Source organism: Chitinophagales bacterium (assembly GCA_019638515.1).
Classification (GTDB): Bacteria; Bacteroidota; Bacteroidia; order Chitinophagales; family LD1; genus UBA7692.
The window spans coordinates 418,574-444,001 of the sequence record JAHBTS010000002.1 but is presented as its reverse complement, the minus strand read 5'-3'; the positions used below and the strand labels follow the sequence as shown (position 1 = coordinate 444,001).

Genomic DNA, 25,428 nt, shown 5'->3' with positions numbered 1-25,428 from the left:
ATTGTATTTATAGTTTGCTAAAGTACAATGGTTAAGGAATATAGAGGCTTTAGAGTTTAGTTCGGCATATTATTTACCTATATAGGCAGGGTGTTTAGTAGGTGAAAACTTTAGCATTTTATATCATTTTCAAGTAAGGGACTTGTTACTTTTGCTACTCGATGGCAAGTCATTCCGATGCTTTTGCATCGCTGCAAATAGGTGGATTTAGGATGTTTTTGAGTGCAAGGGTGCTAACAACGGTTGGTATTTTGATGCAGCAAACCGTAATTGGTTGGCAGGTGTATGAATTGACGGGCGATAAATTGGCATTGGGTTTAATTGGATTAAGCGAGGCTATTCCTTTTATTCTTACTACATTTTATTCGGGTTATGCCAGCGATCGTTTTAACCGAAAAAAGTTACTACTTATTTTTACGCTACTATTGGCTGTGGGCATGGGTTTAATGAGTTGGGTAAGCCAAGGAAAAGCACCGCTTTTAAAGGAATATGGGGCTACACCGCTGTATATTATCTTGGGTTTTAATGGTGTGGCGAGAGCATTTTTAGCACCATTGAATTTAGCTATTCAGGCGCGGTTGGTGCCTAAACATTTATATGCAAATGCTGCAACATGGAGTAGTAATATATTTTATGCAGGTGCAATTGTGGGGCCAATTCTAGCCGGTTCATTGTTGGAGGTATATCAGCCGGATGTGGTGTATGCGCTTATTTCAATGGTTGTTTTTAGTGCATTTATATTAGGTTGGTTGGTGCCGGATCAACCTGTGGAAAAGGAACATATTCAGAAAGAGTCGTTTTTTTCGGCTGTGGGGCAAGGTATGCGTTTTGTATTTAAAACTCAGGCAATAGTATCGTCTATTTCACTCGATTTGTTTGCCGTGTTGTTTGGTGGTGTGGCTGCTTTATTGCCTGCGTTTTGTAAGGATATTTTACAAACAGGACCATCTTCGTTGGGAGTATTGAAAACAGCGCTGTTTATGGGTTCTGCGGTTATGGGTATTTTTATGGCGTACTTTCCGCCTACTAGAAATGCGGGTAAGAATTTGCTGGTAAGTGTGGCGTTATTTGGTGTTAGTATTATTGGATTTGCCTTGAGCAGTAATTTTTACTTATCGTATTTCTTTCTGTTCATGGCTGGAGTGTTTGATAATGTGAGTGTAATTATTCGCTCTACCATTTTGCAAATGCTTACACCAGACAATATGCGGGGTAGGGTAGGAGCCGTAAATTCAATTTTTATTAAGTCGAGCAACGAAATTGGCGATTTTGAAAGCGGAGCCGTTGCACGCTTTTTAGGGTTGGTACCCGCGGTAATTTTTGGTGGTTCTATGACTATATTGGTTTCAATAAGTACAGCGTGGATGGCACCATCGCTGCGCAAGTTGAAGCTTTAGCATAGCAACATTTATATCATAAAATCGAGTACGTTTTTCATTTCGCTTTTATCGCGAATGCGCACTTCGCTTTTGTGGTATGCAAAAGAAAATGGTGGAATACTTTCGGTTAAAAACACATTGCCTCCAATTATAGAGTCGTGTCCTACAACGGTATTGCCTCCAAGTATGCAGCTGCCTGCATAAATAATTACATTGTCTTCTATGGTGGGGTGGCGCTTGGTGCCTGCTTGTGTTTTTTGTACAGCCAAAGCGCCTAATGTTACACCTTGGTATATCTTTACATTTTTGCCAATTACGGTAGTTTGCCCAATTACAATACCTGTGCCGTGGTCTATAAAAAATGGAGAAGCAATGGTTGCGCCCGGGTGAATATCTATACCTGTTTTACTGTGTGCATATTCTGTAATTAAACGCGGTAAGATGGGTACTTGCAATTGGTACAAAATATGTGCAACGCGGTAGGCTACAATGGCGAAAAAGCCGGGATAGGTAACAATTACCTCTTCTAACGATTCGGCTGCGGGGTCGCTTTTCTCAAAGAATGAGGCATCGGCCTGCAGTTGCTGATGCACATGATGTAGTTCGCTGAAGAATGTATTAGCAACGGCTTCTAGCGGATAATTTATTTTGTCTTGCAGTGGTGCAAGCAAATCTTCTAATTGGCGTTTTAGAACTATGGTTCGCTCTTCGTTCCATGCTTCGTTGGCGTGCACTTCATTTTCAATAGGGAAAAGAAAGTCATGAATGATTTCGGTAAAGCGCTGTGTTTTTACACGCGATGGCATTGTTTGGAATGAGATTGTTTCTTTCATATTTCTTTAATTTCCATAAAATAAAAAACCCTGTGTAAAAAACACAGGGTGCAAAAAGTTTATTCATAATAACTGCTACACGCTGCGCTTTTGGGGCGAAATAATACAACAGTAAGCGGTAATTATGAAATGCATGGTGCGAAAGTATAAAGTTGCTCGAAACCTGCAAGAGTATAGATGAAAGTTAGTGGTGTTAAGTGTTTAAAACATTCTCTACCATTGCAGTTGCAATATGAGTATTAAGAATAGAATTGAGGTTTTACAGCGCGTTGGGCAGCAGTTGCTGCAAGTGCCAACCAAAGAAGTAATAGCGCGCGCAAATAGTGCCAATAGTTGGATGACTCCTGCTTTTGCGTGGCAAGGCATACAGGCGGTATGCAGTGAATTTTTGAATGCAGATAAACTTGAACAGTGGTTGAAGCCTTATTGTATTGAAGATGACTTTAAGCTCAATAAAACAGTGGGTATTATTTGTGCCGGAAATGTTCCATTGGTTGGATTGCACGATTTTTTGTGCTGCTATGTTTTAGGTGTACCTACACAAGTAAAGTTGAGTTCAAAGGATACTGTATTGATGCGTTATGTAATTCAGCAGATTTTAGAGGAAGATAAAGCGTATGCTACTACCTTTTGTTTTGTGGAAAAACTACAAAACTTTGATGCGGTAATTGCTACCGGAAGTGCTTCTACTAATAGATATTTTGAATACTATTTTAGTAAATATCCGAACATATTGAGAAGCAACAGGGTATCGGTTGCTGTACTGTTAGGTACCGAAACTGCTGCCGATTTAGAGGCGCTTGCCAACGATGTATTTTTATATTTTGGATTGGGTTGCCGCAATGTGGCTAAGGTATTTTTGCCGGAAGGTTTTGATGCAACTTTGCTGCTCCAAAACTTTACTGCTTATAGCTGGCTGCATGGGCATTCGCAGTATATGAATAATTACGATTACAACCGCACCGTACTACTCATGAATAAAGCACCACATTGGGCAAATGAGTTTGTGATGCTGCAAGAAAATACAGCATTGCACTCGCCTATTGCAACACTTTATTTTGAGCGCTATAAAGATTTAAGCTCAGTACAAGCGCATCTTAAATTGCTTGAAAATCAAATACAATGTGTGGTGGGTAAAGAAAAAGGAATGATACCTTTTGGGAAAGCGCAGCAGCCCACACTTTCAGATTATGCCGATGGTAAAGATACCATTGGTTTTTTGCTTGGCTTATAGGCCATTTTAGGCTATACTTTCTTCGTTTACTTTGGTATTTGCCGTAGTTTTTTCGAGGCGAGAAAGCAGGCGTTTGTGTGTGTTTTTTATGTAACTTTTATCGTTGAAAATACGCGACATCATAATACTGCCTTCTACCTCTGCTACGCTTCTTTCTGCTAATTCATTTGCAATATCTTCAGCATATTTTTCGGCATAAATATGTTTGATGGCATTAAAGAAATCTTGAAAAAATTCGCGAATAATTGGATTGAATTCGGGAATAACCAATGCGCTTTCTACACCCATGTTGCCATACATTTTTCCGGTAGATTCATCAAAGAAAATTTTTTCGGAGGCCTTCAACATATTTTTGAATCGCACATTTGCCGGTAGGTTTTCTTCGTATGCTTTTGCAAAAACTTCTTGTTTAAAATAGTGATGCACATACCGAATTACCTTTTCCATAAGTTCTTCTTTACTTTTAAAATAGTGGTAAAGACTGCCTTTGAGTATGCCGCAAACCTTTGCAATATCGCTCATGCTGGTGCTATGGAAACTACGTTGGCGAAAGAGAATCAACGATTGGATAATAATGTGTTGTTCGTCAACTTTTTGTTTTGGCATGGTATTGTTCGATAAACAAAAATAGGAAAATGGAGCATTTATCAAACGTTCGTTTGGTAAATATGAATAAACACAATGCTATTTTTTTATTTTCGTGGCATGAGTGAAAATCCAGTTGTACTTGAAAAAAAGAACGTGAATGTATTTAATAGCGATGTTGCAGAAAACAAAGGGTATCGCTATACCAACAATGCGCCATTTTCTTCGGTAGTTGCCAATTTACGGCAAACCCAAGAAACCTTAAAGTTAATTGATAGCGATGCTAAAACATTGGTAGATATTGGTTGTGGTGATGGTACTTATACGGAAGAAATTGCAAAGGCACGCCCTGATTTAAAAATTGCAGGATTCGATCCTGCGGCAGTAGCCGTGCAACTTGCAAAGGAAAAAAATCCTGCTATTGATTTTAAGGTAGCCAATTTGTTGGATGCAGCTTCTATGCCGCAGCAACAGTTTGATATTGCCGTAATAAGAGGCGTATTGCACCACTTAACCGATCCTGCATTGGCAATAGAAAACGCTGCCAAGATTGCCAAGAAGATAATAATTATTGAGCCAAACGGCAATAATCCTATTTTAAAGGTAATTGAAAAAACTTCGAAGTATCATATTGAACACGAGGAGCGTTCTTTTTCGCAAGCATTGCTTACGCAGTGGTGCAAAGAGAAAAATTTAGAAGTGAAATCGCTTACAGTAATTGGTTTTGTACCGTTTTTCTTTCCAACAATTCCAGCAAAAGTAATCTACTTTTTTCAACCATTTTTAGAACTATTTTGGCCTTTAAAGAAGTTCTTTGGTGCGCAAATAGTAATTGTGGCAACTCGAAAGTAATATGAGTCATCCATTAGTTGCCATTGTAATTTTAAATTACAATGGCGAAAAATTTCTGCACGATTTTTTGCCCGGAGTGGTGGCCAATTCAAGCGAATCGTGGGCAAAAGTTATTGTAGCCGACAATGGTTCTACCGATAATTCGGTTGCATACATGAAAAGAAATTTTCCGCAGGTGCAGCTAATAGAATTAAAAGAAAATACTGGATATGCAGGTGGCTACAACCGTGCACTTTCGATGATTGAAGCAGAGTATTTTGTATTGCTGAATTCAGATATTGAGGTAACGAAAGATTGGCTGCTTCCGGTAATTTCGCTTTTGCAAAGTGATGAAAAAATAGCGGCTGCTCAGCCTAAAATATTAAGTTTTCAGAAGCGCGATTATTTTGAATATGCAGGTGCCGCGGGAGGCTTTATGGACGTGTTGGGTTATCCGTTTGCGGCAGGCAGGGTTTTTGATACGGTAGAGAAGGATGAAGGGCAATACGGACAGCAAACGCCTATTTTTTGGGCAAGCGGTGCTTGCTTGTTTGTAAGTGCAAGGGCGTTTTGGGAGGTAGGCGGCTTAGACAGCGATTTTTTTGCACATCAAGAGGAAATAGACTTGTGTTGGCGCCTACAGCGTGCAGGATACGAAGTGTGGAGTTGCCCGCAATCGGAGGTGTATCATGTAGGAGGTGGCACACTCAGTTATGCCAATCCGCGCAAGACTTTTTTAAATTTTAGAAACAACTTGGTAATGCTCTGCAAGAACCTTCCGTTGATAGCATTGTTGGTAGTGCTGCCGCAGCGTTTGATATTAGATGGTGTGGCTGCTTTGCAGAGTATAATTAAGTATAAATCGCTGCAAGATGTTTGGGCAATATTCAAAGCGCATATTGCGTTTTATGGTTCTATTCCATCTATTGTAAAGAAGCGCCAATTGCTGAAATTGCCCTATAAACTTCCGGTTACTATGTATAAACAGAGTGTGCTTTGGAAGTATTTTGTAGAAAGGAAAAAAACGGCACAGGCAATTTTTAAATTGCAGTAGGGCAAAACTTAGAAGCATGGTATGCTGCTATACTATCACCATTTCACTAAAGCCTTTACAAAAATATCATCTACCAATTGTTTGTTTATCTCTTCAATCAAGCGGTTTTCGATAGAAAATAAATCTTCGGTGGAAGGTACTTCGGCAAAGCGCGTAAAACTCTGTTGCCATTTGTCTTTTTCGTCTTTATTGTTTTGAAAATCTACCTGCACGGTTATAGTGAGCCTGTTTAGGCTGCTGCTAACTCCGGCTGTGGGAGCTTGGTTGGCATATACAAAGCCGGAGATGTAACCTTTAAAGTGTAAATCGCCATTGGTTGTAACTTGTTTTAAATTGGCTTCAACAATAAACTTGTTTTTAAGTTTATCTGTAAAAGTTTGGCTTAGCAATGCCGGTCCATTTCCGGAGCGATTTTGAAACAAATCTATCTGTACTGTTTTTATATCGGCAGGCACATTGGCTCCGCTAAAGGAATATATTTTACATCCTTGCAATACTATAACTGCCCATAAGAACAACAGCCAACGCATTATTCCTGATTATTGGGGTTTTCGGTTTCAACTGCCGGAGTATTTTCGGCAGCGGTTGCTTCGCTGGTAGTTTCTATGTTTTCGGTTGATGTTTCGCTTTCTGCTGTTTCATTGGGTGCTGTTTCGCCTTCTACCGGTTTGGCTACGGCTGCTGCTTTGCGTTTAGGGGTCTTTAGTTTTTCTAAGGTTTTATGAATATCGGCAATTTTTTCGCCTTTAGATGCAATGGCTTCTTCAATCATTTTAAGTTTCAACTTAGCTAATTGAATTTCGAGTGCATTGGCTTTGGGGTGGTTTACTTTTTTGGTATAGTAATCGAAATCGCTTTTATCGCGGTGGAGTGATTTTTCGAGGTTGGTTACAATTTTTGTAAGGTTCTCTATGCGCGAAGCATTTTTATTGTTGGTAAAACTGTTGCGAGCTTCGTGTAGTTGTTGGAAGGCAGCATCGAATGCTTTTTTAATGGCAGACTCATCGAATTTGGTAAGGCGCTTATTGCGATGTAAGCCTTGCAGTTGCTTAAGTTCTTCAAATAAATCTTTAAACATGGCACCTTCTACCATGCGGCTTTTTATTTCATCTATTTTAGCTGTAAGTTCGGTTTTTACAGTTGTAGAGGCTTCTTCAAATTGTGCGCTTTCTTGTTTGCGCAGTTCTTTGAGTGCTTCAAAAATTTTGTTTACCTCTTCTTTTATTTCATCGAGTTTAGTTTGCGAGATGTCGCGCTCTTTTTTGTGTTCGAGTACGCGCTCCCAAAAACTCTTGGCGTCATCAAAAAGTTCACGGCTATATGAAGTGAGTGCAGCGGCTTTTTTCTTTAGCTCGGTTAGTTCAATTAAATATACTTCCCAAAGTTTATTGGTAAGCAGGCGGTAGGCCCATTCGTTTTGCTTGCCTCTTATTTTTCCGGTTTCTTCGCTTTTAACATCATCGGGCAAAATAGAGTCGCTGTTCAAATCGGGATTGGTGAAAACGGTTTCTTCTGGAAACGAGTACTCGCTTCCTTCAATCCATTCTTTTTCTAGTTGCTGTACTTGGGCAGGCGTAAGCGCTTGCTTGGGTACAATGTGTAAGTTTACCTGAACGGCTTCTTCTAGCAATTCAAATGCTAAAATCACTTCTTTGTTTTCACTGTTTAGCCCGCGAGCTGTAAATCTTGATTGCATGAATTTCTTCTAAATGATTTTTTTTGAAAAGGTTGCAAAAGTAAATTCTTTCGCGCAAGAATGGAACTCGAAAATTTTTCTCCGTTTATTAGGCAATTATATGAGCGTTTGCAGCAGGCTTTACCGGGCGAAGATGCTCAGTATCGCATGGCTCCAAGTTATCGCCCACGCTTGAATAGCGATGCCATTGCAGCGCTGCATCCCAAGCGCAGCGGGGTTTTAATGCTGTTGTATGAAAAGAACGAAGAGTGGTTTACCGTGTTTACGCAGCGCAGAAGTTACAAAGGTGTGCATAGTGGGCAAATGAGTTTTCCGGGAGGGAAGTTTGAAGAGCAGGATGGCAGCATTGTAAAAACTGCTTTGCGTGAGGCCGAAGAGGAAGTGGGCGTGCGGCAAGAGAATGTAGATGTGCTTGGGTTGCTATCGGATTTATATATTCCTCCAAGTAATTTTTGGGTGCAGCCGGTGGTGGGCTATTTACGGCAACCTACCGTATTTATTCCGGAGGAGCGGGAGGTAGCAGAGGTAGTAGAGATTCCAATTTCTTTTTTTGCAAACGATGGTAGCATACAATTGGTGCAAGTGCCCGTGGGTAATGGCTTGGAGGCAAAGGTGCCGGCTTTTGTTTTTGGCAAGCATATTATTTGGGGAGCCACAGCCATTATGCTCAGCGAATTTCGTGAAGTGTATTTAGAAATAAGGCGCTAGACTATTGGGCTTTGTAAAGGTTCGTTAATAATTTTTTAAAAGTTGAATACTATTTAATTTGCGGCAGGCATGAAGGGTAAAGTATTAGATTGGTTGAAGTTTTCTCCGCTTATTTTTTTAGCAGGGGCTTTTGCGTATAGTTTTTTCAACTATGGCGTATTAGATAATCCCGGAAAGCTGTTGTATAAAAAACATTGTGCCGATTGCCACGGCATTGCCGGAGAAGGAATAAAACAGTTGATACCGCCTTTAAAAAATGCCGATATGGCGATGGAACATTTTGATTCCATAGCCTGCTGGATTAGGAATGGTATGAACGGAGCTATTGTGGTAAATGGTAAAGAATACGACCAAATGATGTACCCCATTAAACTGAATGAAGTAGAAACGGCAAATATCCTCAACTACATGGCAAAGGAGTTTTTTAATAGCACCAGGCATGTTTCGGCTGCCGAAATGGCAACACAACTCAAGCAGTGTGCTGCCGATGAAGTGGCGCAGCAGTAAGTTGTTTTTTATTCTTCGCTGGCTGTTTTTTCAGGACGCATTTGCGGAAAAAACAATACTTCCTGTATGCTTGGCTGATTGGTCATGAGCATACACAAGCGATCTATACCAATGCCAATGCCCGATGTTGGCGGCATGCCATATTCCAATGCGCGAAGAAAATCGTGATCTATAAACATGGCTTCGTCATCACCGCGTTCCATTAGTTTTACTTGCTCTTCGAAGCGGGCGCGTTGGTCTATAGGATCGTTTAGCTCGCTATATGCATTAGCAATTTCTTTTCCGTTTATCATAAGTTCAAAGCGCTCTACCAACCCCGGTTTGCTGCGGTGTTTTTTGGTGAGCGGACTCATTTCTACCGGATAGTCTATAATAAATGTGGGCTGCACAAATTTCTTTTCGCAAAGTTCGCTGAAGAGTTCGTCTATCAATTTTCCTTTGCCCATAGAGGCATCAATTTCTAATTTGTGCTGTTTACAAAGTTCGCGCAATTGCGCTTCGTCCATTTGGCTTACATCTGCTCCGGTGGCTTCGGTAATGGCTTCTAATATGCCAATGCGTTTAAAAGGGGCTTTAAAACTAATGGTGTTTTCGCCTACGGTTACATCGGTGGTGCCGTGGAGTGCCAGCGCAATTTTTTCAAATAATTGCTCTGTAAAGTTCATCATCCAAAAATAGTCTTTGTATGCCACATAAAATTCAAGCACGGTAAATTCGGGATTGTGGGTTCTGTCCATTCCTTCGTTGCGAAAGTTGCGGCTGAATTCATATACAAAGTCGAAGCCGCCAACAATAAGGCGTTTTAAGTACAGTTCGTTTGCTATGCGTAAATAAAGCGGTATATCGAGTGCATTGTGGTGTGTGGTGAATGGCCGTGCGGCAGCACCTCCGGGAATATTTTGCAATACGGGTGTATCTACTTCTATACCTCCGTATTGGTTTAGGTAATCGCGGATGGTTTGTATGAGTTTGGTTCGTTTTAAAAAGGTTTCGCGCACTCCAGGGTTTACTACTAAATCTACGTAGCGCTGGCGGTAGCGCAGTTCGGGGTCGCTGAATGCATCGTAAACCTCTCCGTCTTTTTCTTTTACGATTGGCAATGGACGAAGCGATTTTGCAAGAAACTTAAATTCGTGCACATGAATGGAGGTTTCTCCGGTTTTGGTTTTAAAAACTTGACCTTTTACACCAACAAAATCGCCAATGTCTAGTAACTTCTTAAATACTTCATCCCAGAGTGTAGTGTCTTCGCCTCGTTGCAAATCGTTTTTAGAAACATAGAGTTGTATTTTGCCGTGTTGGTCTTCGAGTACAGCAAAGGCGGCTTTGCCCATAAGGCGGATGGCCATTATTCTTCCGGCAATAGATACCTGCCAAGGTGCTGCGCCTTCTTCGCCTTTAAATGTTTGGTGAATTTGCTGGGAGTTTACATTTACTTCAAACAATTCTGCCGGATATGGCTCTATTCCTAAACGTTCAAATTCTTTTAGTTTTTCTCTTCTTACAATTTCTTGTTCACTTAGTTGATTCATTTTAAGATGCTGTATTTTTAAATATCAGATTTTAATTGAGGGAGGCGAAAATAAGTGTTCGCCCCACTTTATTCTAATTCTATTTTATTTGCTTTCCATTTTCTTTTCAACGTTTGAAAAAAGTACTGTTTGCATTTCCTGCATTTATATTTTGGTGTGTAACTGAAATTCGGAATTATTTTTTTGATAAAAAGGTAATTAATCGAGCCTCGTTTCAATTGCCGCTTATTGGAATTGGTAATTTAAGTATGGGGGGCACGGGTAAATCGCCATTGGTTGAATGGCTGCTGGGTGCGTTTTCTTCGGAGTTTAAAATGGCTGTGTTGAGTAGAGGTTACGGAAGGCGTACACAGGGTTTTGCAGTGGTGGAAACCGAATCGGATTTTTTGCACTCGGGCGATGAACCTTTGTTGTTTAAGTGGAAATTTCCGCAGGTGCCTGTATGCTTGAGCGAAGATAGGGTGATTGGTGTGCCCATGTTGCTACACGAATTTCCGGAAACGGAGGTTATTGTGTTGGATGATGTTTTTCAACACCGAGCCATAAAGCCTGGTTTAATGTTGCTAACCACAGAGTACGGAAATTTGTTTACTCGCGATGCTATTTTTCCTATGGGTTGGTTGCGCGAGAGCAAAAAGAATTATCACCGTGCCGATATTGTGATTGTAACCAAGTGTCCGGCAGATTTAACACCGCAGGCGGCAGAAACAATACGTGCAGAAATAAATCCGTTTTCATATCAAAGAGTGTATTTTACCATGTTGGAATACGGCTGGTTGAATGAAATAAACAGCAATGGAAGAGAGGAGCAATTTGAAAACATATTGTTGCTTACAGGAATAGCCAATGCAGAGCCGCTAAAGGCGCATTATGAAAAAGGCGGAAAGAAAGTTTTTGAAATGAATTTTGCAGACCATCATAAGTACACCAACCACGATTTGGAACAACTGCACGAGATGAAAAGAAATTTACCGGATAAAACTATTATAGTTACAACCGAAAAAGATGCAGTGAGGTTAATGCCGTTTCGCCAATGGTTTTTGCAAAATGAATTTCGCTTGTATATTCAACCCGTGCGCCACCGCTTTCTTTTTGATGGTACAGAAAAATTTTCAAACGATATTCGCACCTTTATTACAACAACATTAGAACACAATAATTGATGGAAAACATTCTAGAAAAAATTGAAGCCACCACTTCATTCATAAAAAAGCGAATTTCAAAAGATTACCATTACGGTATTATTTTGGGTTCGGGATTGGGCAATCTTTCGAAAGAAATAGATGTGCATTTGCAATTGCCGTATAGCGATATTCCTAACTTTCCGGTTTCTACGGTGCAAGGGCACAGCGGAGCTTTAATTTTTGGCGAGCTGGGCGGTAAAAACGTAATTGCCATGAGTGGAAGATTACATTATTACGAAGGTTACTCTATGCAAGAAGTAGTGTTTCCTATTCGAGTAATGAAGTTTTTGGGCGTTACGCATTTGTTTATTTCAAACGCATCGGGCGGTATGAATGCCGATTTTGAAGTGGGCGATTTAATGATTTTGCGCGACCATATTTATTTGCAGCCGGAGCATCCGCTGCGAGGTAAGAACGAACCTACATTGGGGCCGCGTTTCCCAAACATGAGCGTGCCATACAACAGAGAGTTGATAAACAAGGGATTGGAAATTGCGTTGGAAAACAATATTACTTGCCACACCGGAGTGTATGTGGGTGTGCAAGGGCCTACCTTTGAAACTCCTGCCGAATATAAAATGTATCATTTAATTGGTGGCGATGCCGTGGGCATGAGCACCACACCGGAAGTGGTAGTGGCAAGGCACATGGATATGGAAGTGTTTGCCATTTCTGTAATTAGCGATATGGGTTATCCACCGGAAAAGGCCGATATGGTAAGCCACGATTTTGTATTGGAGAAGGCAAAAGCTGCCGAGCCCAACATGCGTAAAATTATTGTTGAATTGCTGCGTAGGATTTGAGCGGTTACAAACATTTGGCTGTTGTAGGAAGTATGTGGAAGGCACAGAGGCAGTTTGCTTTTATATGGTTGAATACCTGCTTTTTGCTATTGCTTTTCCATACTGCGGTTGGGCAGAAAGATACTACTGCCAAGCGTAAATCGCTCAACGATACATGGTACCATTATGCTGCTCCCGATGTGCGTTATAGAATAGATTCCAGTATTGTAAATTTAGAGGAGTTTAATGCCATGCAGCGCCCGGGAAGTGAATACTTAAATATAGGTAATACCGGAAGTGCCGCATATCCATTGGTGTTTTCGCCATTTAAAATTACAGGCTTTAATGTTGGGTTTAACCAATTTGAGGCTTACCGATATACTTTCGATAGTACGCGTATTTACAGAGTAATGCGCCCGTATTCGCAAATTCAATATATAGTAGGGCAGAAGGTGGAGCAGATGTTTAACGGTAAGTTTGGCGGGCAAATAAAGGAGCAATTCCAGTTTGGGGTAGATTTTACGCGCTACAACAGCCGTGGTGCCTACCTTAATCAACATACCAATGTAAATGGATTTACGCTATATGGTTTTTATGAACCTAAAAAGCGCAACTATTCTGTGCAAACCATTTTATTGTTGAACATGGCACAGGCAAAAGAAAATGGTGGCGTAGAGGCCGATGTGTTTGCCAAGGGTAGTTCTTTTTTTAGTAAAGAATTAGTGCCCGTAAGATCAGAAACTGCTAAAAACGATTACAACGAAGTGCGCTGGATGGCGCGTGGAGCTTATCATTTTGGGAAGTATCAGCATGTAAAAAAGGATACCTCTGTTACCAAAATAAAAGTGCCAACTTTTAAGATTGGTTACGAAATTGGAACCGGAAGAGAGAAGTTTAAATACTTAGATACGGCTCCGGATTCTGCTTACTACAACTCGTTTTGGACTGGGAAAGATTCTTTAAGGTACGATTTGAGTGTAATTCATTTTACCAATGCCGCCTTCATGGAGTTTACAGGACAGCTGGCAAAGAGCGATTCTGAGGTAACACAAACAAATTTTAAAGCATCGGCATCGCTGCATTACGATTATTATGCCATTAAAGAAACTTCGGGGAAAAATTGGTTTGGAAATTTTTATGTAAAAGGTGTTATTCAAAATAATCCGTTGGCGAAATCTAAAATTTTGTACAAAGCCGCAGTGGCATATTACATGGCGGGTTACAACCAAAACGATTTGCGTATAGATGGTAGTGCCGGCTATGATTTTGGGAAGTTTGGAAAGGTAGAAGCTGCCGTAAATTATCACTTAACCGAAGCGCCATTTATTTGGCAGCATTACAGCAGCAAAGGAGAATCGTGGTTTAATAATTTGCCCAAGCAAAATGTGCTTGCATTTGGAGGCGATTACACTTTTAGCCACCGAGTAATTTCTGTTTTTGCAGGTGCCAAGTATCATTATGTAAAGAATTACTTCTATTTCAGTTCGCCAACTGTGCCTACGTTTGATGCTGCCAATGCGAATATATTAGTGTTGCATGCAGGCAATAGGTTTGGTATTAAAGGATTTCATTTAGATAACGATGTGTGGTTTCAATCTGTAACGGGTAGTAACGCTATTAGGCTGCCGCTTTTGGTTACGCGCCATAGTATTTATTATGAGAATCGTATTTTTAAAAAGTTATTGTGGTTTAGTATTGGTTTCGATTTGCGCTACAATACTTCTTTTTATGGGAATGAGTATTTTCCGCTTACCGGACAGTGGATATTGCAAAATAATACGCGTTTAAATTTTTACCCAGTATTGGACTGGTTTTTAAACCTAAAGGTGCGCTGGTTTCGCATTACAGCTAAGGTAGATAATATAAGTTCTGTTTTTGGACCGCGTGGCTATTACACTGCTCCCAATTATCCGGCAGCAGATGTAGCATTTAAAATGGGCGTTATTTGGCGCTTTTTCGAATAATGCAGGTGGGTTATTCGTCTAAATTATATTCCTTAATTTTTCGATAAAGTGTGCGTTCCGAAATTCCTAAATCGGCTGCTGCATCTCTGCGTTTATTGCGGTGTTTTTTTAGAGCTTTCACAATAAGTTCTCGTTCCTTATCTACTAGCGAAAGGCTTTCTTCTACTGTTTCGTGTTCTTGGAAGGTTGGCGTTTTTTCGTTGATGAATACAGGATGTTTTTCGGCAGAAATAATTACGGGTTGCGGATTTATACTTTGCTGAAAGGAAACTTGCTGTGGCATTTCTCTTTCTTCGAAAGAATGCGTGGCGGTGCCACCTTTGGCAATATCGAATACAAAGTGTTTTAAATCGTTTAAATCCTTTTTTAAGTCGAATATAAGTTTGTATAAAATTTCTCTTTCGGTAAATCCTCCGGCAGATGCAGTATCGTATCCACCGCTGTTTTGCACCAATGCAGGTAATTTATTATCGGCTATATCCGGCACAATAGAAATGAGTTGGGCAGCAGAAACTTCGCGGTCGGTAGCTAAGATACTTACTTGCTCTGCCACGTTTTTAAGCTGGCGCACGTTGCCGGGCCAAGTGTATTTTAAGATAAGTAGGCGTGCCTCATCGGTAAGGCGAATGGGAGTAATGCGGTGTTTTTCTGCAAAATCTATGCTGAACTTTCTAAAGAGTAAATACACATCATCGCCTCTTTCGCGCAATGGCGGAATGGTAATTGGAACGGTGCTTAAACGGTAATATAAATCTTCTCTAAAGCGCCCTGCGCTTACAGCATGTTGCAGGTTTACGTTGGTAGCTGCAATAATGCGCACATCTGTTTTAAGCACCTTAGAAGAGCCTACGCGAATAAATTCTCCAGTTTCTAATACGCGCAGCAGGCGGGCTTGAGTGCCGTGTGGAAGTTCTCCTACTTCGTCTAAAAAAATAGTGCCACCGGCCACGGTTTCAAAGTAACCTTTGCGCTGTTCGCTGGCTCCGGTAAAAGCTCCTTTTTCGTGTCCAAAAAGTTCCGAATCAATGGTGCCACCCGGAATTGCTCCGCAGTTTACAGCTATAAACGGATTGTGTTTGCGGCTTCCCAGTTGGTGAATGATGTGCGAAAATACTTCTTTTCCCACACCGCTTTCTCCCGTAATTAAAACTGTAAGATTGGTAGATGCTACGCGCTCTGCAATGCTAATGGCATGGTTTAAGCCGGGTGCATTTCCAATAATGCCAAAACGATTTTTTATAGATTGAATATCCATGACTTTCTGCTACAAACCAATTGAAACTTTTTAATTGCACAAAATATGAATGGCGTATATTCTTCTAAATTATTGTATAGTTCAAAATGATGTTAAGGTATTTGTTGCATTGCTGTGGTGGTTTATCTTCGCTAAAAATTTTGGTTCAATGAATAAAATACTACTTGCTTGTACATTGTTTTTTGCTACTGCGGCTATTGCACAAGAAGCAAAGCCGAATCCCAATGCGCCAGTTTTTAAATTTCAAGAAGAGTTATTCGACTTTGGCGATATACCGGAAGGGCCGCAAGTAACACATGAATTCAAGTTTAAGAATGTAGGAAAGGAACCTTTGGTATTATCAAATGTAAAAGCAAGTTGCGGGTGTACCACTCCAAGTTGGCCAAAAGAACCGGTATTGCCGGGAAAAGAAGCTGCCGTTACTGCCACTTACAACACTCAAGGAAGGGTAGGTCCTTTTACAAAAGCTATTTCTATAACGTCTAATGCCAGCGAAGCAACTAAAGTAATTACCATTAAAGGTAATGTACTGAGCGTGGAGCAAGAAAAGTCTGTTCCGGTAAAAGCGCCTTCTTTAATGGCTCCCAAGCAGTAATTAGCGAATGAGCGTAATGCTGCCTTTGCCATCGTCTTCCGGCTTTAAGCCATCTACAAAAATTACTTTCATATAGTAAACAAAAACTCCGGGTTCTTGTAATACGCCCAAGTAAGTTCCGTTCCATTGGAAATGCGGATCGCTGCTTTCGTACACTTTTTCGCCCCAACGATTGAATATTTTTAAATCAAACTCTTTTATACCATCTAAATTTCCAAATACGCCCCAGGTATCGTTAGATCCATCGTTGTTAGGCGAGAATGTGTTGGGTACAAACAATGTGTGGTCTGCAATAATTGAAATAGTTACAGTGTCGTTGGCTATACATCCATTTTCATCTATTGCCGTAACCAAGTAAGTGGTAGTTTTTTTAGGTTGCACATTGGGCGATTGGCAACTGTTGCAGTCTATTCCGGAGTTGAAATCGTCTGGTGTCCAATTCCAATGTTGAATATTATCGCTAGAAGAAACTGTAGTAAGTTCTATGCTTTCGCCCAGAGTAATAGTTTGTGCTGCAATGGTATTGATTGTAAATCCATCGGCTTTTGAAATAGCAATGGAAGCGGAAGCGGTACATCCATTTTTATCGGTAACGGTTACATGATATACACCTGCTTGCGAAGGATGAATTTCTGCATTTCGTCCGCCATTGCTCCAGGCAAAGCGGTATGGCGCAGCTCCACCTTGTACATTTACACCTGCCCATCCTGTAGCATTTGGTTGGCAGCCTATCTGTTTTAAATCTACAGTGGCTTCCAATGGTAATGCAATGCGAACACTATCTGCTGCCTGTGCAATACATCCATTTTTATCTTTTACAATAACTTGTATGGTAGAATTAGGTGCAATATTGCTGAGTGTGGCATTGGTGAATCCGTTGTGCCATAAATAACTAAATGGGGTTGTTCCTCCGCTGGCTAAAGCGGTTGCACTAATATTTTGATTACTTTGGCAAGAGTTGCTTCCTGAAATTGTTAGTACAACTTCAACTGGCGATGGAGATGTAATAGTAGCACTCTTAGTGGCAGTACATCCATTTTTATCGGTAACTGTAAGTGTGTAATTTCCATTAGCAAGGTTTGAGATGACTGGTGTGCTATGCTGATTGCTCCATGTGTAATTATATGGTTGAACACCTCCAGAAGTAAGCGTATTGATGCTTCCTTTGTTTTCGTTTGCACATATATTGTTGGTTAGATTCCAGTCAAGTATCAAGGTGTTGGGCGCTTGTATAGCAGCAGTTGCAGCGCGTGTGCAGCCTTTGGCATCGGTAACTGTAACAATGTAATTTCCGGCTGCAATATGGTGTATGGCAGAGGTGGTTTGGTTGTTGTTCCATTGATAAAAATATGGTGCTACACCACCCGATACAGTAAGTGTGGCGGCACCTGTTTTACTGCCTGAGCAAAGTGGATGTTGAATAGTAATATGAGTTGAAATTGAATCCGGTTGTTGAATTTGTATAGTGTTGTGTGCGGTACAACCGTTTGCATCAAATACTGAAACATAGTAGTTGCCAACAGCGAGTTGATTGGAATTATCGGTGTTATTACCATTACTCCAACGGTAAAAGTAAGGAGGTGTTCCACCGGTTACGTTTATTTGTGCACTTCCGGATTGAACTCCATAACAATCAGCATCTGTTTTAAAAGATACACTCTTAAGTTCTTGTTTTGGTTGCGCAACTGTAAATGCTTGTACGGCAGTACAGTTATTGGCATCTGTAACAGTAAGAGAGTAATTACCCGCAGCAACATTTGCCAAATCCTTCAAAGAACTACCATTGCTCCAAGCAAAGGCATAAGGCGCAGTTCCACCTGCAACTGAAATGTTGATACCCCCCGAAGCATTGCCGAAGCAAGCCACATTGGCAACTGTTCCATTCGAGCTGAGTGCAGCCGCAGGTTGCGCAACTGTAAAAGCCTGTACGGCAGTACAGTTATTGGCATCTGTAACAGTAAGCGAATAATTTCCCGCAGCAACATTTGCCAAATCCTTCAAAGAACTGCCATTGCTCCAAGCAAAGGCATAAGGCGCAGTTCCACCTGCAACTGAAATGTTGATACCGCCCGAAGCATTGCCGAAGCAAGCCACATTGGCAACTGTTCCATTCGAGCTGAGTGCAGGAGTTGTGGTGATTACGGAAGTATCTTTCTTTTCACATCCATATTTGTTAGTAATGGTAAGGTAGTATGAGCCTGCTGAAAGATTGCTTCTGTTAGGTGTTATTTCACCCGTGTGCCATAAGTATTGGAAGGGTAAGCCTGCACCGGAGGGGGTAATAGTGATAGTATTGTTGTTTGGAAGACATATATTTTTATTGATGCTTTTTAAATATGAAATTTCGGGAGCAACAGCAATGTTTATAGTATCGTTTGCTTTGCAACCCAGTGAATCAATAACATTAACTCGGTATTGAAGTGCGCTGTTAAGTGTAATAGATAATTGAGGAGCAGCATGCGTATTGTTATTGGCAGTATTTGTCCATAAAATCTGAAAAGGACTATTGCCACCGGTAATAGTGGGTGTGTAATTCTTAGAGGTACCTATACAGAGTGTATCGTTTGGCGGAAGCGAAACCACAGGCGGTGTTTTTACTTGTATGGTTGTAGCATTTCCAATAATAATGCAACTTGGGTTGGCTTCTGCTAAAGAAGCAGAGTCTAAGGAAACCACTACTCTGTACATGGAATTATGAAGTGCAGTGGTGGCAACAAATGGAGGAATGGTTGCAGCATAATAAGCACTTCCTCCTGAAGATTGTATGTTGCCAAAATTTGCCCAAGTATTGCCTCCATCTAAACTGCGTTGCCATCTGAACCAAGAATAAGGCTGTCCGTTTGTGCAGGCAACAGAATCTTGCACATGTACTGTGTCGCCCACACAGTAAACGGTTTTAGATGTTCTTGAAATAATTACCGGACCACACACTTTAAAGTGAATATCGTCTAGTGCTAAGTCATTGCCGAAAGCTACAAAGGTATAATTGTCAATCCTAATAGAAGCATACGCTGAGCTGCCGCTATGCCATGTTCCGCCCGCTTTTTGCCAGTTATTTTCCCATTGGCCACTGGTAGGGGGAATTTGCCCACTATACGCCACAATTACATTGTTGATAAAGAAGGCTACATTAGGAAAAGAACCTGCGGCATGTGTTTGCATACCTGTTTTAAGATTGGCAAGCCATGCGCTAAATTCATAGTCTGTGTTGGGGCAAACAGGAATAGAATCTAATCTAAAGAAGGTGCCGCCAAATTGAGCTTGGTCAGGCGATCCATTTATGGCCATAAAGTAGCCGCCATCGCCTGTGTGGTCAGAACCTCTAAAGTCGTTGTGTAAGCAATTGGCAGTACTGCCATCGCCTAATTTTTTCACAAAGGTATATCTTCCTTCGGGGCCTAGTCCTCCACTGCTTTGCGAATATACGTATGTAGTTTGAGTAGGTTTGGCATTACCAATATTGTTGAGTGGAGCAGCAGAAGACCCGTTTCTAATACAGTTTGCCGATGTACTGTTGTTGGGCGAAATATACGGTTCGCTAAAAGTACCCATTGCGCCCAATAGGTTTGGTCCCGATGCACCGGTACAAACAACATTACAAGTACCGGCTGTAATAGTCACAGTGTCGCTTGCTGTGCAGCCATTGGCATCGGTTACTTTTATGATGTAAGTGGCGTTTCGGTAAGGGCTGGCTGTAGGATTGGCTACCGATGTAGATGAGAGCGTATCGTAGAGGGCAGTCCATTGGTAGGAGTAGGGAGCAAGTCCTCCGGTGGCAGTAGGGGAGCCACCCACTCTAAAGCTGGTTCCGGCACATACCGAAGTGTCGCGCCCGGCAGCAACCTTTAAACTGGTGCACGGTTGCGCATACGAACTTTTTGAAAATAGTACAAAGGAGAGGATAAGAAGGGCGATTATTCTGCTCCAGTCATTACATAAACATCTACAGGCTTTCATATAGGTACATTGGTTCAGCTATGGTGGTTTACTGATTTTTAACTTTGAATGTTGCAGTGTTTATCCACAATTGAGTGTTGCCATTAGTATCAGTAAGCTGTGAGGTTTTTATTTATTGAAATCTATCTTTACAGAAGTGCCGCTGTTCCGTACTTATGCAGAAAGGTTTGCATGGGTTTGGGATGAAAGTATAACTGTAAGAAAGTAGAAGTATTACCTTTGTTTTAAACAATGCAGCAATCTTTGAAAGTATTTTTGCAACCCTATTTTGCCGGATGTATGTTTTTAGGCATTTGGCTAAGTTCATGTGCCACTCTTAAAGACAGAGAATTACAATCGCAACTCAATAAAAGCAATTGTAATCAGCAAAATTCTTATAGCTATTCAAAGGCAGATATTCCTAGACCTATACATGAATTACCGCTCGATACTTTGCTTACTTCCAAGTTCAGTTTTAATAGTTTAAATGCTGCCAATGCTATTGGTATTTTAGATTTACTCACGGCATATATTAAGAAGAAAGAAGAACTTAAAGCAAATTATACTATTGAAAATCGCCTCGATTTACTCGAAACTTATCAGGAAATAAATCAACAAGTAGATTTTGCATCGTTAGAAATTTCGGCAGCTTCATCAGAAATAGATTGTGAAGAAGAGCGGGCCGACCAAATATCTTCCTACCTTAAAAATATTGAAAGCACTACCGAAACCAGATTAACCGTAGGCTCCATTGTGGTTGGGGCGGCAGGTGGTGTAACTTCAGGTATTTTGGCCATAAAAGGCAACGAAGGCAATGTGGCAGAATATATTGGTTTGGGAACCGGATTGGCAGAAACGGCACTTGGTTTGGGAATTCTTTTAAACGAGCGAAAAGTTATATTTCACCACAAACGAAATGTTTTAAAAGGAATATGGAACAATGCCGAAACATCGGATGTGTTGCCGGCTTCTATTTGGTATTATCTTAATTATTTTAATCCACAAAAGCCCGATAAACCTTCGCTCCGCGACCAAATTATGGAGAGCTGGATGAGCTTTAAGCAAATAAAAACCAGTAAAGAAGAAAAACGGAAAGTATTGATTGATATCTATTTTGGGAACGGAGGGAAATATACCGCAGCTCAACTCAAAAACCGTGCGCGTATGTACGATCAACTAGAATCTGTAATAAAGCTAATGAAGCAAGATTTAAAGGAATTGATGTTGGAAATAGGAAAAATAAGGCAAGCAAAGTAAGCAGGCAGCAATGCTCATCTGTAAATATTGCTACCTGCCGTTTAATGATAGCAGTTGAATTACTTTTTAAAGAAGCCACCCAACATATCGCCAATGCCACCGGCATTACTGCCTAAAAATTGAGAAGCAATATTGCCCAAATCTACGCCACCGCCTTGTTGCAATTGCGAAACAATATTCCCGCAATCTACGCCCGAAGCACCTTTGCCTCCCGATAGTTGATTCATTATGTCATTGATTTGAAATGAAGAATCGTTAGGGTCGTTTGTTTTGTTTACCACGCTGCCCAATACCTGCGGAATAAGTTGCGAAGCTATATCTTGTGCACTGGCACCGTTTACGCCAAATTTACTTCCTAAACTGTTGGCTAATTGTGCAACAATAGCACCTACAATTGGGTTGTTTTGCAAGTTTTGTGTGTTGCCAAACATGCCCAGCACATCTTGCAAATTACCTTGGCTAACAGCTTGTGTTAATTGACTTGTAATGGCATTTGTAGCTTCGCCCATAGCCGCTTCATTAAATTGGTTAGGCACCGCCTGATTGTTTACAATAGCTTCTTGTGCATTTTCTTTTACGATATTTAATAGTTGTTCTAGCATAATACTTTAGATTTTGTTGAATGAATAAGTATCAAAAGTGTATTTTTTTTGTTAGGGGAGTTGATTTTTTGTCTTCTTGGGACTTCTTGGGTGCTTTTTATAGTGTAACATTTTTGTAAAAACTCTATTTAGAATTTGTCTAAATAAAGTTTTTAAAGAGTTTTGCCACCGTAAGCATCACCATTAAAACATACTACAATTTAGGGATGAGAATAAAAGTAATAGCGCATATAGTACTGTATATTTTTTCAATAAGTATTACATGGAGTGTGAGTTCATGCAGCAACACTTCAAATAACAAAGCCCATATTTCTTCCGATAAAAAAATTGGGGTCTTGTTGGTAAACCATGGTTCAAGATCCGAAACTTGGAGAAATGCATTGCTCGATTTAGAAAAAGCCGTGCGCGACTCCATATTAAGTTTTCATGGTGTTCAGGATGTAAAAACAGCCTTTATGGAATACACCGAACCGAGTATTGCTACTCGAATGAAAGAGTTCGATAAAGCAGGCTTTACGGACGTGGTAATTGTGCCGGTTTTTTTAACGGTGAGTTCACATTCTTTTGATGATATACCTACCATTATTGGACAAAAGGAAAACCCGGAATCGCTAGAATCGCTCAAGCTGGAGAGTATAGAGCGCTATACGCCCAAAGCTAAAACATATATTACACCATTATTAGACTTCACAGATATTTTGGAAAAGAACATTCTTCGCAGATATACGGCACTTTCAAAGAATACAGAAAAAGAAGGTTTAGTAATGATTGCATATGGCGATGCCACCTATAATAGCGAGTGGAGCGCTTTGTTAGACAAGATTGGCATGTTTGTTTCCGCCACTACCGGAGTTGCCAGTTATGCTTATGGTTGGTGTGGTCATCTAGTGCATTACAACCCCGATTCTACCACGGTGGCAATAAATACCGTATTAGAAAAGAAAGAAAACGCAGTGGTAATACCCGTTTTGGTAGCACACGATGAAATGTTTCAAATAAAAATTATTGGCGATGGAATAGCCAAAGTGAAAGACTCAAAAAATAAAGTAATCTATAAGCCCGATGCAATTCTGCCAGACGAGAATGTAAACCAATGGATATTGGAAGCGGTAGCTAAAAAATTAAAAGAGGTAAATACCTGATAAATGCTACCAAGAAGTATTGCAAAAAAAATTAAGCAAGCCAATATCGCTACCCATCGCGATTTGGGTTATTTCTTTTCTTCCATGATAATTATGTATTGTATTTCAGGATTGGCATTGAATCATATCAATGAATGGAATCCCGATTTCATAATTGAAAAGAAAATGATTCGTGTAAAAGACAGTTACAATGCACACACACTTTCAAAAGAAAAGATAGAAGAGTATGCTGCACTAGTGGGCGAAACCAAGTTTAAGTTGTTTGATTTCCCAACCACCAACCAAGTGAAAATTTATTTTGAAAATGCATCGCTGCACATAAATTTTTCAACCCGCGAAGGGGTGTACGAAAAAATAACACGCAGACCCATTTTTTACCATGTAAATTTTTTGCATCGCAACAGTAATAAGAGTTGGCGTTGGGTAGCAGATGTATTTGCAGTTATGTTGATTGTGGTAAACGTAACAGGGCTGTTTTTACTAAAAGGCAAAAATGGAGTGCTCGGTAGAGGAAAATGGTTGATTGCAGCAGGCTTCTCATTGCCATTTGGTATGTTGTTATTACAAATTCTATAAGCAATAAAAATATGAGTAATCAAATTAGAGTTACAATTCTTTGGCTGGTATTAGTAGTGTGCATGATGTTGCATTTCGATTACCATGTAAGCGAAATCTTTTACGGCATAGATGTAAAGCGCTCCGATGCCAATGGTACTGTGCCAAATACTATTGTAGTAATTAGAACATTGTTTCATTTTTTGCCCCTGCTTTATGTTGCCGTATTGTTATGGCTAGAAAGTAAATTGGCGCGTTTGCTCAATGTAGTTTTGTCGGGTCTGTATCTACTTTCTCATACATTTCATTTGGTAGGAGAGGTACAAAAATTTAATAACCCCAGCCAAATTGTACTCTTGAGCGTTACGTTGGTACTGGCTTCATTATTAGTGTTGGCATCCTATAAATGGTTGAAGGAAATAAATAGCTAACTGTATTACAGAGATAAAAAGCAACAGCATGTGTAATAGTAAAATTTTGTACCAGAACGAGAATGGTTGCGTGGCGCAATGCCGCACATGTAATCATATGAAAGTACTTTTTAGTACCACAAGTTTCACATTAACCGAGCAGCAGTTTTATGAGTTTACAGATGTAATGAAAGAACACTATGATGGCAATAAGCATCAGATAGAAAATTGCAGATGTATTCCAATTCCTACAATTGCTCCTTCTATACAATTGCTTTATAGTTTGCTGGAGTTAAAGGCATTGATAAAAATCTTAGATGAAGCATACTTAAGTTTACAAGTAGAAAAACTATTACAGTCCTAACAGAATAAATAGAAAGAAATGAAAGCATCAGCCATTGCAAGCATACATGCCGTTGTCTCCATCATTATTGCACTAATTTTTCTTAACGCAGGAGTTAAAAAATTTATTCCCAAAGCACCACGTGCTATTGATAACACCATATTACTAAAAGCGGTTACAGAAGATACGTATGTGAGCCCTGCTAGTTTTCAAATAACAATGAAGGCCATGAAACAATCGGGATTTATGTATTTTATTGGAGTATTTCAAATTGCAGCAGCAGTGCTCATTGTATATCCCAGAACAAGGCTGCTTGGTTTGCTTGTGTTGTTACCCATTGTTGCCAACATCTTTTTGCTACACGTATTTATGGATAATCGTACTCACGAAAATATAGAAACAGGCTTGCTGTTTGGCTTAACGCTCTTGCTTACTACATTTTATTACAAGAAGTTTTCTATGCTACTAACCGAAAGTAATTGGTTTAAAAGTTAGTGAAACCTCTAAGCAAACTTTAGAATATGATAAACAAAATCTCACTTGGACTATTGGGTGCACTTTGTGCTTTTTTATTAGTATTTGTTGTTGCCGGATTATCATCCGCGCCTGAATGGAGAGGCAGTAAAACAGAGGTGTACAATGCACCGATAGATAGCGTATGGTTTTTATTGAAGGATACACACAGGTATAATTCGCAGCGGCACGAAGTAGCCAAAACACAGATGCTTGTTGAAGAAAATACCTATCGAAAGTGGAAAGAACATACAAATATATTTGGCGATATACTCTTAGAAACTGCACACGAAACACCAATGAAAGAATTGGAAATTCGTATGATTGAAAGTGGTTTCGGAATGAAAGGAACATGGACATTTCTGCTTACTCCCGAACATGGAAAAACTAAAGTTACCATAACCGAAAACTCTGTAACCGATGGATTGGTTATGCGCAGCATCCTTACATTGGTGGGGCGTAATGGCAATTTAAAATTGCAAACCAATGTATTAAAAAGACATGTCCAAAAAATGAATATCAATAGCTAAA

At 40.2% G+C, this 25,428-nt stretch carries 25 protein-coding genes; 17 read left to right on the top strand and 8 right to left on the bottom strand.

Annotated elements, in window-relative coordinates; translation table 11 throughout:
• Window positions 1-161: 161 nt before the first annotated feature.
• Window positions 162-1,397 (top strand): MFS transporter, encoded by a 1,236-nt coding sequence (locus KF872_05125; GenBank protein ID MBX2902921.1) that lies wholly within the window; start codon window positions 162-164, stop codon window positions 1,395-1,397.
• 11 nt (window positions 1,398-1,408) lie between these two features.
• Here the strand turns inward: KF872_05125 and KF872_05120 are convergent, their stop codons facing one another.
• A complete protein-coding gene (locus KF872_05120) occupies window positions 1,409-2,212 on the bottom strand; it encodes a serine acetyltransferase (GenBank protein MBX2902920.1) in 804 nt (267 codons plus the stop codon).
• A 232-nt stretch (window positions 2,213-2,444) separates the two neighbouring features.
• Between KF872_05120 and KF872_05115 the strand changes: the two genes are divergently transcribed.
• Entirely contained in the window at window positions 2,445-3,446 is a 1,002-nt protein-coding gene (locus KF872_05115; GenBank protein MBX2902919.1) for an acyl-CoA reductase, read from the top strand.
• Window positions 3,447-3,452: 6 nt separating this feature from the next.
• On the opposite strand, the gene KF872_05110 is transcribed toward KF872_05115, so the two are convergent.
• The gene (locus tag KF872_05110) at window positions 3,453-4,052 is read right to left on the bottom strand and encodes a TetR/AcrR family transcriptional regulator (protein MBX2902918.1); all 600 of its coding nucleotides are present in this window, start codon (window positions 4,050-4,052) and stop codon (window positions 3,453-3,455) included.
• Window positions 4,053-4,151: 99 nt separating this feature from the next.
• Between KF872_05110 and KF872_05105 the strand changes: the two genes are divergently transcribed.
• Together KF872_05105 and KF872_05100 are read left to right on the top strand one after the other, a co-directional pair.
• Complete coding sequence (locus KF872_05105; protein ID MBX2902917.1) at window positions 4,152-4,883, top strand: class I SAM-dependent methyltransferase; 732 nt, start codon at window positions 4,152-4,154, stop codon at window positions 4,881-4,883.
• A 1-nt stretch (window position 4,884) separates the two neighbouring features.
• A complete protein-coding gene (locus KF872_05100) occupies window positions 4,885-5,916 on the top strand; it encodes a glycosyltransferase family 2 protein (protein ID MBX2902916.1) in 1,032 nt (343 codons plus the stop codon).
• 35 nt (window positions 5,917-5,951) lie between these two features.
• Here KF872_05100 and KF872_05095 read toward each other — a convergent pair whose 3' ends face one another.
• Together KF872_05095 and KF872_05090 are read right to left on the bottom strand one after the other, a co-directional pair.
• The gene (locus KF872_05095) at window positions 5,952-6,446 is read right to left on the bottom strand and encodes an LptE family protein (protein MBX2902915.1); all 495 of its coding nucleotides are present in this window, start codon (window positions 6,444-6,446) and stop codon (window positions 5,952-5,954) included.
• Window positions 6,446-7,612 (bottom strand): hypothetical protein, encoded by a 1,167-nt coding sequence (locus KF872_05090; protein MBX2902914.1) that lies wholly within the window; start codon window positions 7,610-7,612, stop codon window positions 6,446-6,448. The genes KF872_05095 and KF872_05090 overlap by 1 nt, the downstream gene beginning before the upstream one ends.
• Before the next feature lie 60 nt (window positions 7,613-7,672).
• On the opposite strand from KF872_05090, the gene KF872_05085 reads away from it, so the two are divergent.
• Window positions 7,673-8,320, top strand: coding sequence for a CoA pyrophosphatase (locus tag KF872_05085; GenBank protein ID MBX2902913.1), 648 nt, complete (start codon window positions 7,673-7,675; stop codon window positions 8,318-8,320).
• 69 nt (window positions 8,321-8,389) lie between these two features.
• Window positions 8,390-8,827 (top strand): cytochrome c, encoded by a 438-nt coding sequence (locus tag KF872_05080; GenBank protein ID MBX2902912.1) that lies wholly within the window; start codon window positions 8,390-8,392, stop codon window positions 8,825-8,827.
• An 8-nt stretch (window positions 8,828-8,835) separates the two neighbouring features.
• Here KF872_05080 and lysS read toward each other — a convergent pair whose 3' ends face one another.
• Window positions 8,836-10,359 (bottom strand): lysine--tRNA ligase, encoded by a 1,524-nt coding sequence (lysS, locus tag KF872_05075; protein ID MBX2902911.1) that lies wholly within the window; start codon window positions 10,357-10,359, stop codon window positions 8,836-8,838.
• Window positions 10,360-10,472: 113 nt separating this feature from the next.
• Between lysS and lpxK the strand changes: the two genes are divergently transcribed.
• Genes lpxK through KF872_05060 form a run of 3 tightly spaced genes read left to right on the top strand, consistent with a single transcriptional unit; the run spans window position 10,473 to window position 14,289 of the window.
• Window positions 10,473-11,522 (top strand): tetraacyldisaccharide 4'-kinase, encoded by a 1,050-nt coding sequence (lpxK, locus tag KF872_05070; GenBank protein MBX2902910.1) that lies wholly within the window; start codon window positions 10,473-10,475, stop codon window positions 11,520-11,522.
• A complete protein-coding gene (locus tag KF872_05065) occupies window positions 11,522-12,346 on the top strand; it encodes a purine-nucleoside phosphorylase (protein MBX2902909.1) in 825 nt (274 codons plus the stop codon). Before lpxK ends, KF872_05065 begins: the two co-directional genes overlap by 1 nt.
• 32 nt (window positions 12,347-12,378) lie before the next feature.
• Complete coding sequence (locus tag KF872_05060; protein MBX2902908.1) at window positions 12,379-14,289, top strand: hypothetical protein; 1,911 nt, start codon at window positions 12,379-12,381, stop codon at window positions 14,287-14,289.
• A gap of 10 nt (window positions 14,290-14,299) precedes the next feature.
• Here the strand turns inward: KF872_05060 and KF872_05055 are convergent, their stop codons facing one another.
• Window positions 14,300-15,544: a sigma-54-dependent Fis family transcriptional regulator gene (locus KF872_05055; protein MBX2902907.1), complete on the bottom strand. Its 1,245-nt coding sequence runs from the start codon at window positions 15,542-15,544 to the stop codon at window positions 14,300-14,302.
• 49 nt (window positions 15,545-15,593) lie between these two features.
• On the opposite strand from KF872_05055, the gene KF872_05050 reads away from it, so the two are divergent.
• On the top strand, window positions 15,594-16,139 hold the full coding sequence (locus KF872_05050) for a DUF1573 domain-containing protein (protein ID MBX2902906.1): 546 nt from the start codon (window positions 15,594-15,596) through the stop codon (window positions 16,137-16,139).
• Here the strand turns inward: KF872_05050 and KF872_05045 are convergent, their stop codons facing one another.
• Window positions 16,140-20,096, bottom strand: coding sequence for a gliding motility-associated C-terminal domain-containing protein (locus KF872_05045; protein ID MBX2902905.1), 3,957 nt, complete (start codon window positions 20,094-20,096; stop codon window positions 16,140-16,142). It abuts the gene before it with no gap.
• Window positions 20,097-20,327: 231 nt separating this feature from the next.
• On the opposite strand from KF872_05045, the gene KF872_05040 reads away from it, so the two are divergent.
• Window positions 20,328-21,332: a hypothetical protein gene (locus KF872_05040; protein MBX2902904.1), complete on the top strand. Its 1,005-nt coding sequence runs from the start codon at window positions 20,328-20,330 to the stop codon at window positions 21,330-21,332.
• Window positions 21,333-21,391: 59 nt separating this feature from the next.
• Here the strand turns inward: KF872_05040 and KF872_05035 are convergent, their stop codons facing one another.
• The gene (locus KF872_05035) at window positions 21,392-21,934 is read right to left on the bottom strand and encodes a hypothetical protein (GenBank protein ID MBX2902903.1); all 543 of its coding nucleotides are present in this window, start codon (window positions 21,932-21,934) and stop codon (window positions 21,392-21,394) included.
• Between the two features lie 206 nt (window positions 21,935-22,140).
• Here KF872_05035 and KF872_05030 point away from each other — a divergent pair, with 206 nt between their 5' ends.
• The 6 genes from KF872_05030 to KF872_05005 all read left to right on the top strand — a co-directional run bounded on the left by KF872_05030 (window position 22,141) and on the right by KF872_05005 (window position 25,427).
• The gene (locus KF872_05030) at window positions 22,141-23,076 is read left to right on the top strand and encodes a hypothetical protein (protein MBX2902902.1); all 936 of its coding nucleotides are present in this window, start codon (window positions 22,141-22,143) and stop codon (window positions 23,074-23,076) included.
• 3 nt (window positions 23,077-23,079) lie between these two features.
• Window positions 23,080-23,652, top strand: coding sequence for a PepSY-associated TM helix domain-containing protein (locus KF872_05025; protein ID MBX2902901.1), 573 nt, complete (start codon window positions 23,080-23,082; stop codon window positions 23,650-23,652).
• An 11-nt stretch (window positions 23,653-23,663) separates the two neighbouring features.
• A complete protein-coding gene (locus KF872_05020; protein MBX2902900.1) occupies window positions 23,664-24,062 on the top strand; it encodes a hypothetical protein in 399 nt (132 codons plus the stop codon).
• Between the two features lie 97 nt (window positions 24,063-24,159).
• Window positions 24,160-24,405: a hypothetical protein gene (locus tag KF872_05015; GenBank protein MBX2902899.1), complete on the top strand. Its 246-nt coding sequence runs from the start codon at window positions 24,160-24,162 to the stop codon at window positions 24,403-24,405.
• Window positions 24,406-24,423: 18 nt separating this feature from the next.
• Window positions 24,424-24,879, top strand: coding sequence for a hypothetical protein (locus KF872_05010; GenBank protein MBX2902898.1), 456 nt, complete (start codon window positions 24,424-24,426; stop codon window positions 24,877-24,879).
• A gap of 26 nt (window positions 24,880-24,905) precedes the next feature.
• The gene (locus KF872_05005; protein ID MBX2902897.1) at window positions 24,906-25,427 is read left to right on the top strand and encodes a hypothetical protein; all 522 of its coding nucleotides are present in this window, start codon (window positions 24,906-24,908) and stop codon (window positions 25,425-25,427) included.
• The last annotated feature ends 1 nt before the right edge of the window (window position 25,428 follow it).

Excerpts from the sequence above, each read along its gene's own strand:
- KF872_05030 (MBX2902902.1), top strand. The coding sequence starts at position 22,141 with ATGAGAATAAAAGTAATAGCGCATATAGTACTGTATATTTTTTCAATA.
- KF872_05050 (MBX2902906.1), top strand. The coding sequence starts at position 15,594 with ATGGCGTATATTCTTCTAAATTATTGTATAGTTCAAAATGATGTTAAG.
- KF872_05080 (MBX2902912.1), top strand. The coding sequence starts at position 8,390 with ATGAAGGGTAAAGTATTAGATTGGTTGAAGTTTTCTCCGCTTATTTTT.
- KF872_05055 (MBX2902907.1), bottom strand. The coding sequence starts at position 15,544 with ATGGATATTCAATCTATAAAAAATCGTTTTGGCATTATTGGAAATGCA.
- KF872_05025 (MBX2902901.1), top strand. The coding sequence starts at position 23,080 with ATGCTACCAAGAAGTATTGCAAAAAAAATTAAGCAAGCCAATATCGCT.
- KF872_05110 (MBX2902918.1), bottom strand. The coding sequence starts at position 4,052 with ATGCCAAAACAAAAAGTTGACGAACAACACATTATTATCCAATCGTTG.
- KF872_05115 (MBX2902919.1), top strand. The coding sequence starts at position 2,445 with ATGAGTATTAAGAATAGAATTGAGGTTTTACAGCGCGTTGGGCAGCAG.
- KF872_05065 (MBX2902909.1), top strand. The coding sequence starts at position 11,522 with ATGGAAAACATTCTAGAAAAAATTGAAGCCACCACTTCATTCATAAAA.
- KF872_05085 (MBX2902913.1), top strand. The coding sequence starts at position 7,673 with ATGGAACTCGAAAATTTTTCTCCGTTTATTAGGCAATTATATGAGCGT.
- KF872_05100 (MBX2902916.1), top strand. The coding sequence starts at position 4,885 with ATGAGTCATCCATTAGTTGCCATTGTAATTTTAAATTACAATGGCGAA.
- KF872_05035 (MBX2902903.1), bottom strand. The coding sequence starts at position 21,934 with ATGCTAGAACAACTATTAAATATCGTAAAAGAAAATGCACAAGAAGCT.
- KF872_05060 (MBX2902908.1), top strand. The coding sequence starts at position 12,379 with ATGTGGAAGGCACAGAGGCAGTTTGCTTTTATATGGTTGAATACCTGC.
- KF872_05090 (MBX2902914.1), bottom strand. The coding sequence starts at position 7,612 with ATGCAATCAAGATTTACAGCTCGCGGGCTAAACAGTGAAAACAAAGAA.
- KF872_05095 (MBX2902915.1), bottom strand. The coding sequence starts at position 6,446 with ATGCGTTGGCTGTTGTTCTTATGGGCAGTTATAGTATTGCAAGGATGT.
- KF872_05045 (MBX2902905.1), bottom strand. The coding sequence starts at position 20,096 with ATGAAAGCCTGTAGATGTTTATGTAATGACTGGAGCAGAATAATCGCC.
- KF872_05120 (MBX2902920.1), bottom strand. The coding sequence starts at position 2,212 with ATGAAAGAAACAATCTCATTCCAAACAATGCCATCGCGTGTAAAAACA.
- KF872_05010 (MBX2902898.1), top strand. The coding sequence starts at position 24,424 with ATGAAAGCATCAGCCATTGCAAGCATACATGCCGTTGTCTCCATCATT.
- KF872_05040 (MBX2902904.1), top strand. The coding sequence starts at position 20,328 with ATGCAGCAATCTTTGAAAGTATTTTTGCAACCCTATTTTGCCGGATGT.
- KF872_05020 (MBX2902900.1), top strand. The coding sequence starts at position 23,664 with ATGAGTAATCAAATTAGAGTTACAATTCTTTGGCTGGTATTAGTAGTG.
- KF872_05125 (MBX2902921.1), top strand. The coding sequence starts at position 162 with ATGGCAAGTCATTCCGATGCTTTTGCATCGCTGCAAATAGGTGGATTT.
- lysS (MBX2902911.1), bottom strand. The coding sequence starts at position 10,359 with ATGAATCAACTAAGTGAACAAGAAATTGTAAGAAGAGAAAAACTAAAA.
- KF872_05005 (MBX2902897.1), top strand. The coding sequence starts at position 24,906 with ATGATAAACAAAATCTCACTTGGACTATTGGGTGCACTTTGTGCTTTT.
- KF872_05015 (MBX2902899.1), top strand. The coding sequence starts at position 24,160 with ATGAAAGTACTTTTTAGTACCACAAGTTTCACATTAACCGAGCAGCAG.
- KF872_05105 (MBX2902917.1), top strand. The coding sequence starts at position 4,152 with ATGAGTGAAAATCCAGTTGTACTTGAAAAAAAGAACGTGAATGTATTT.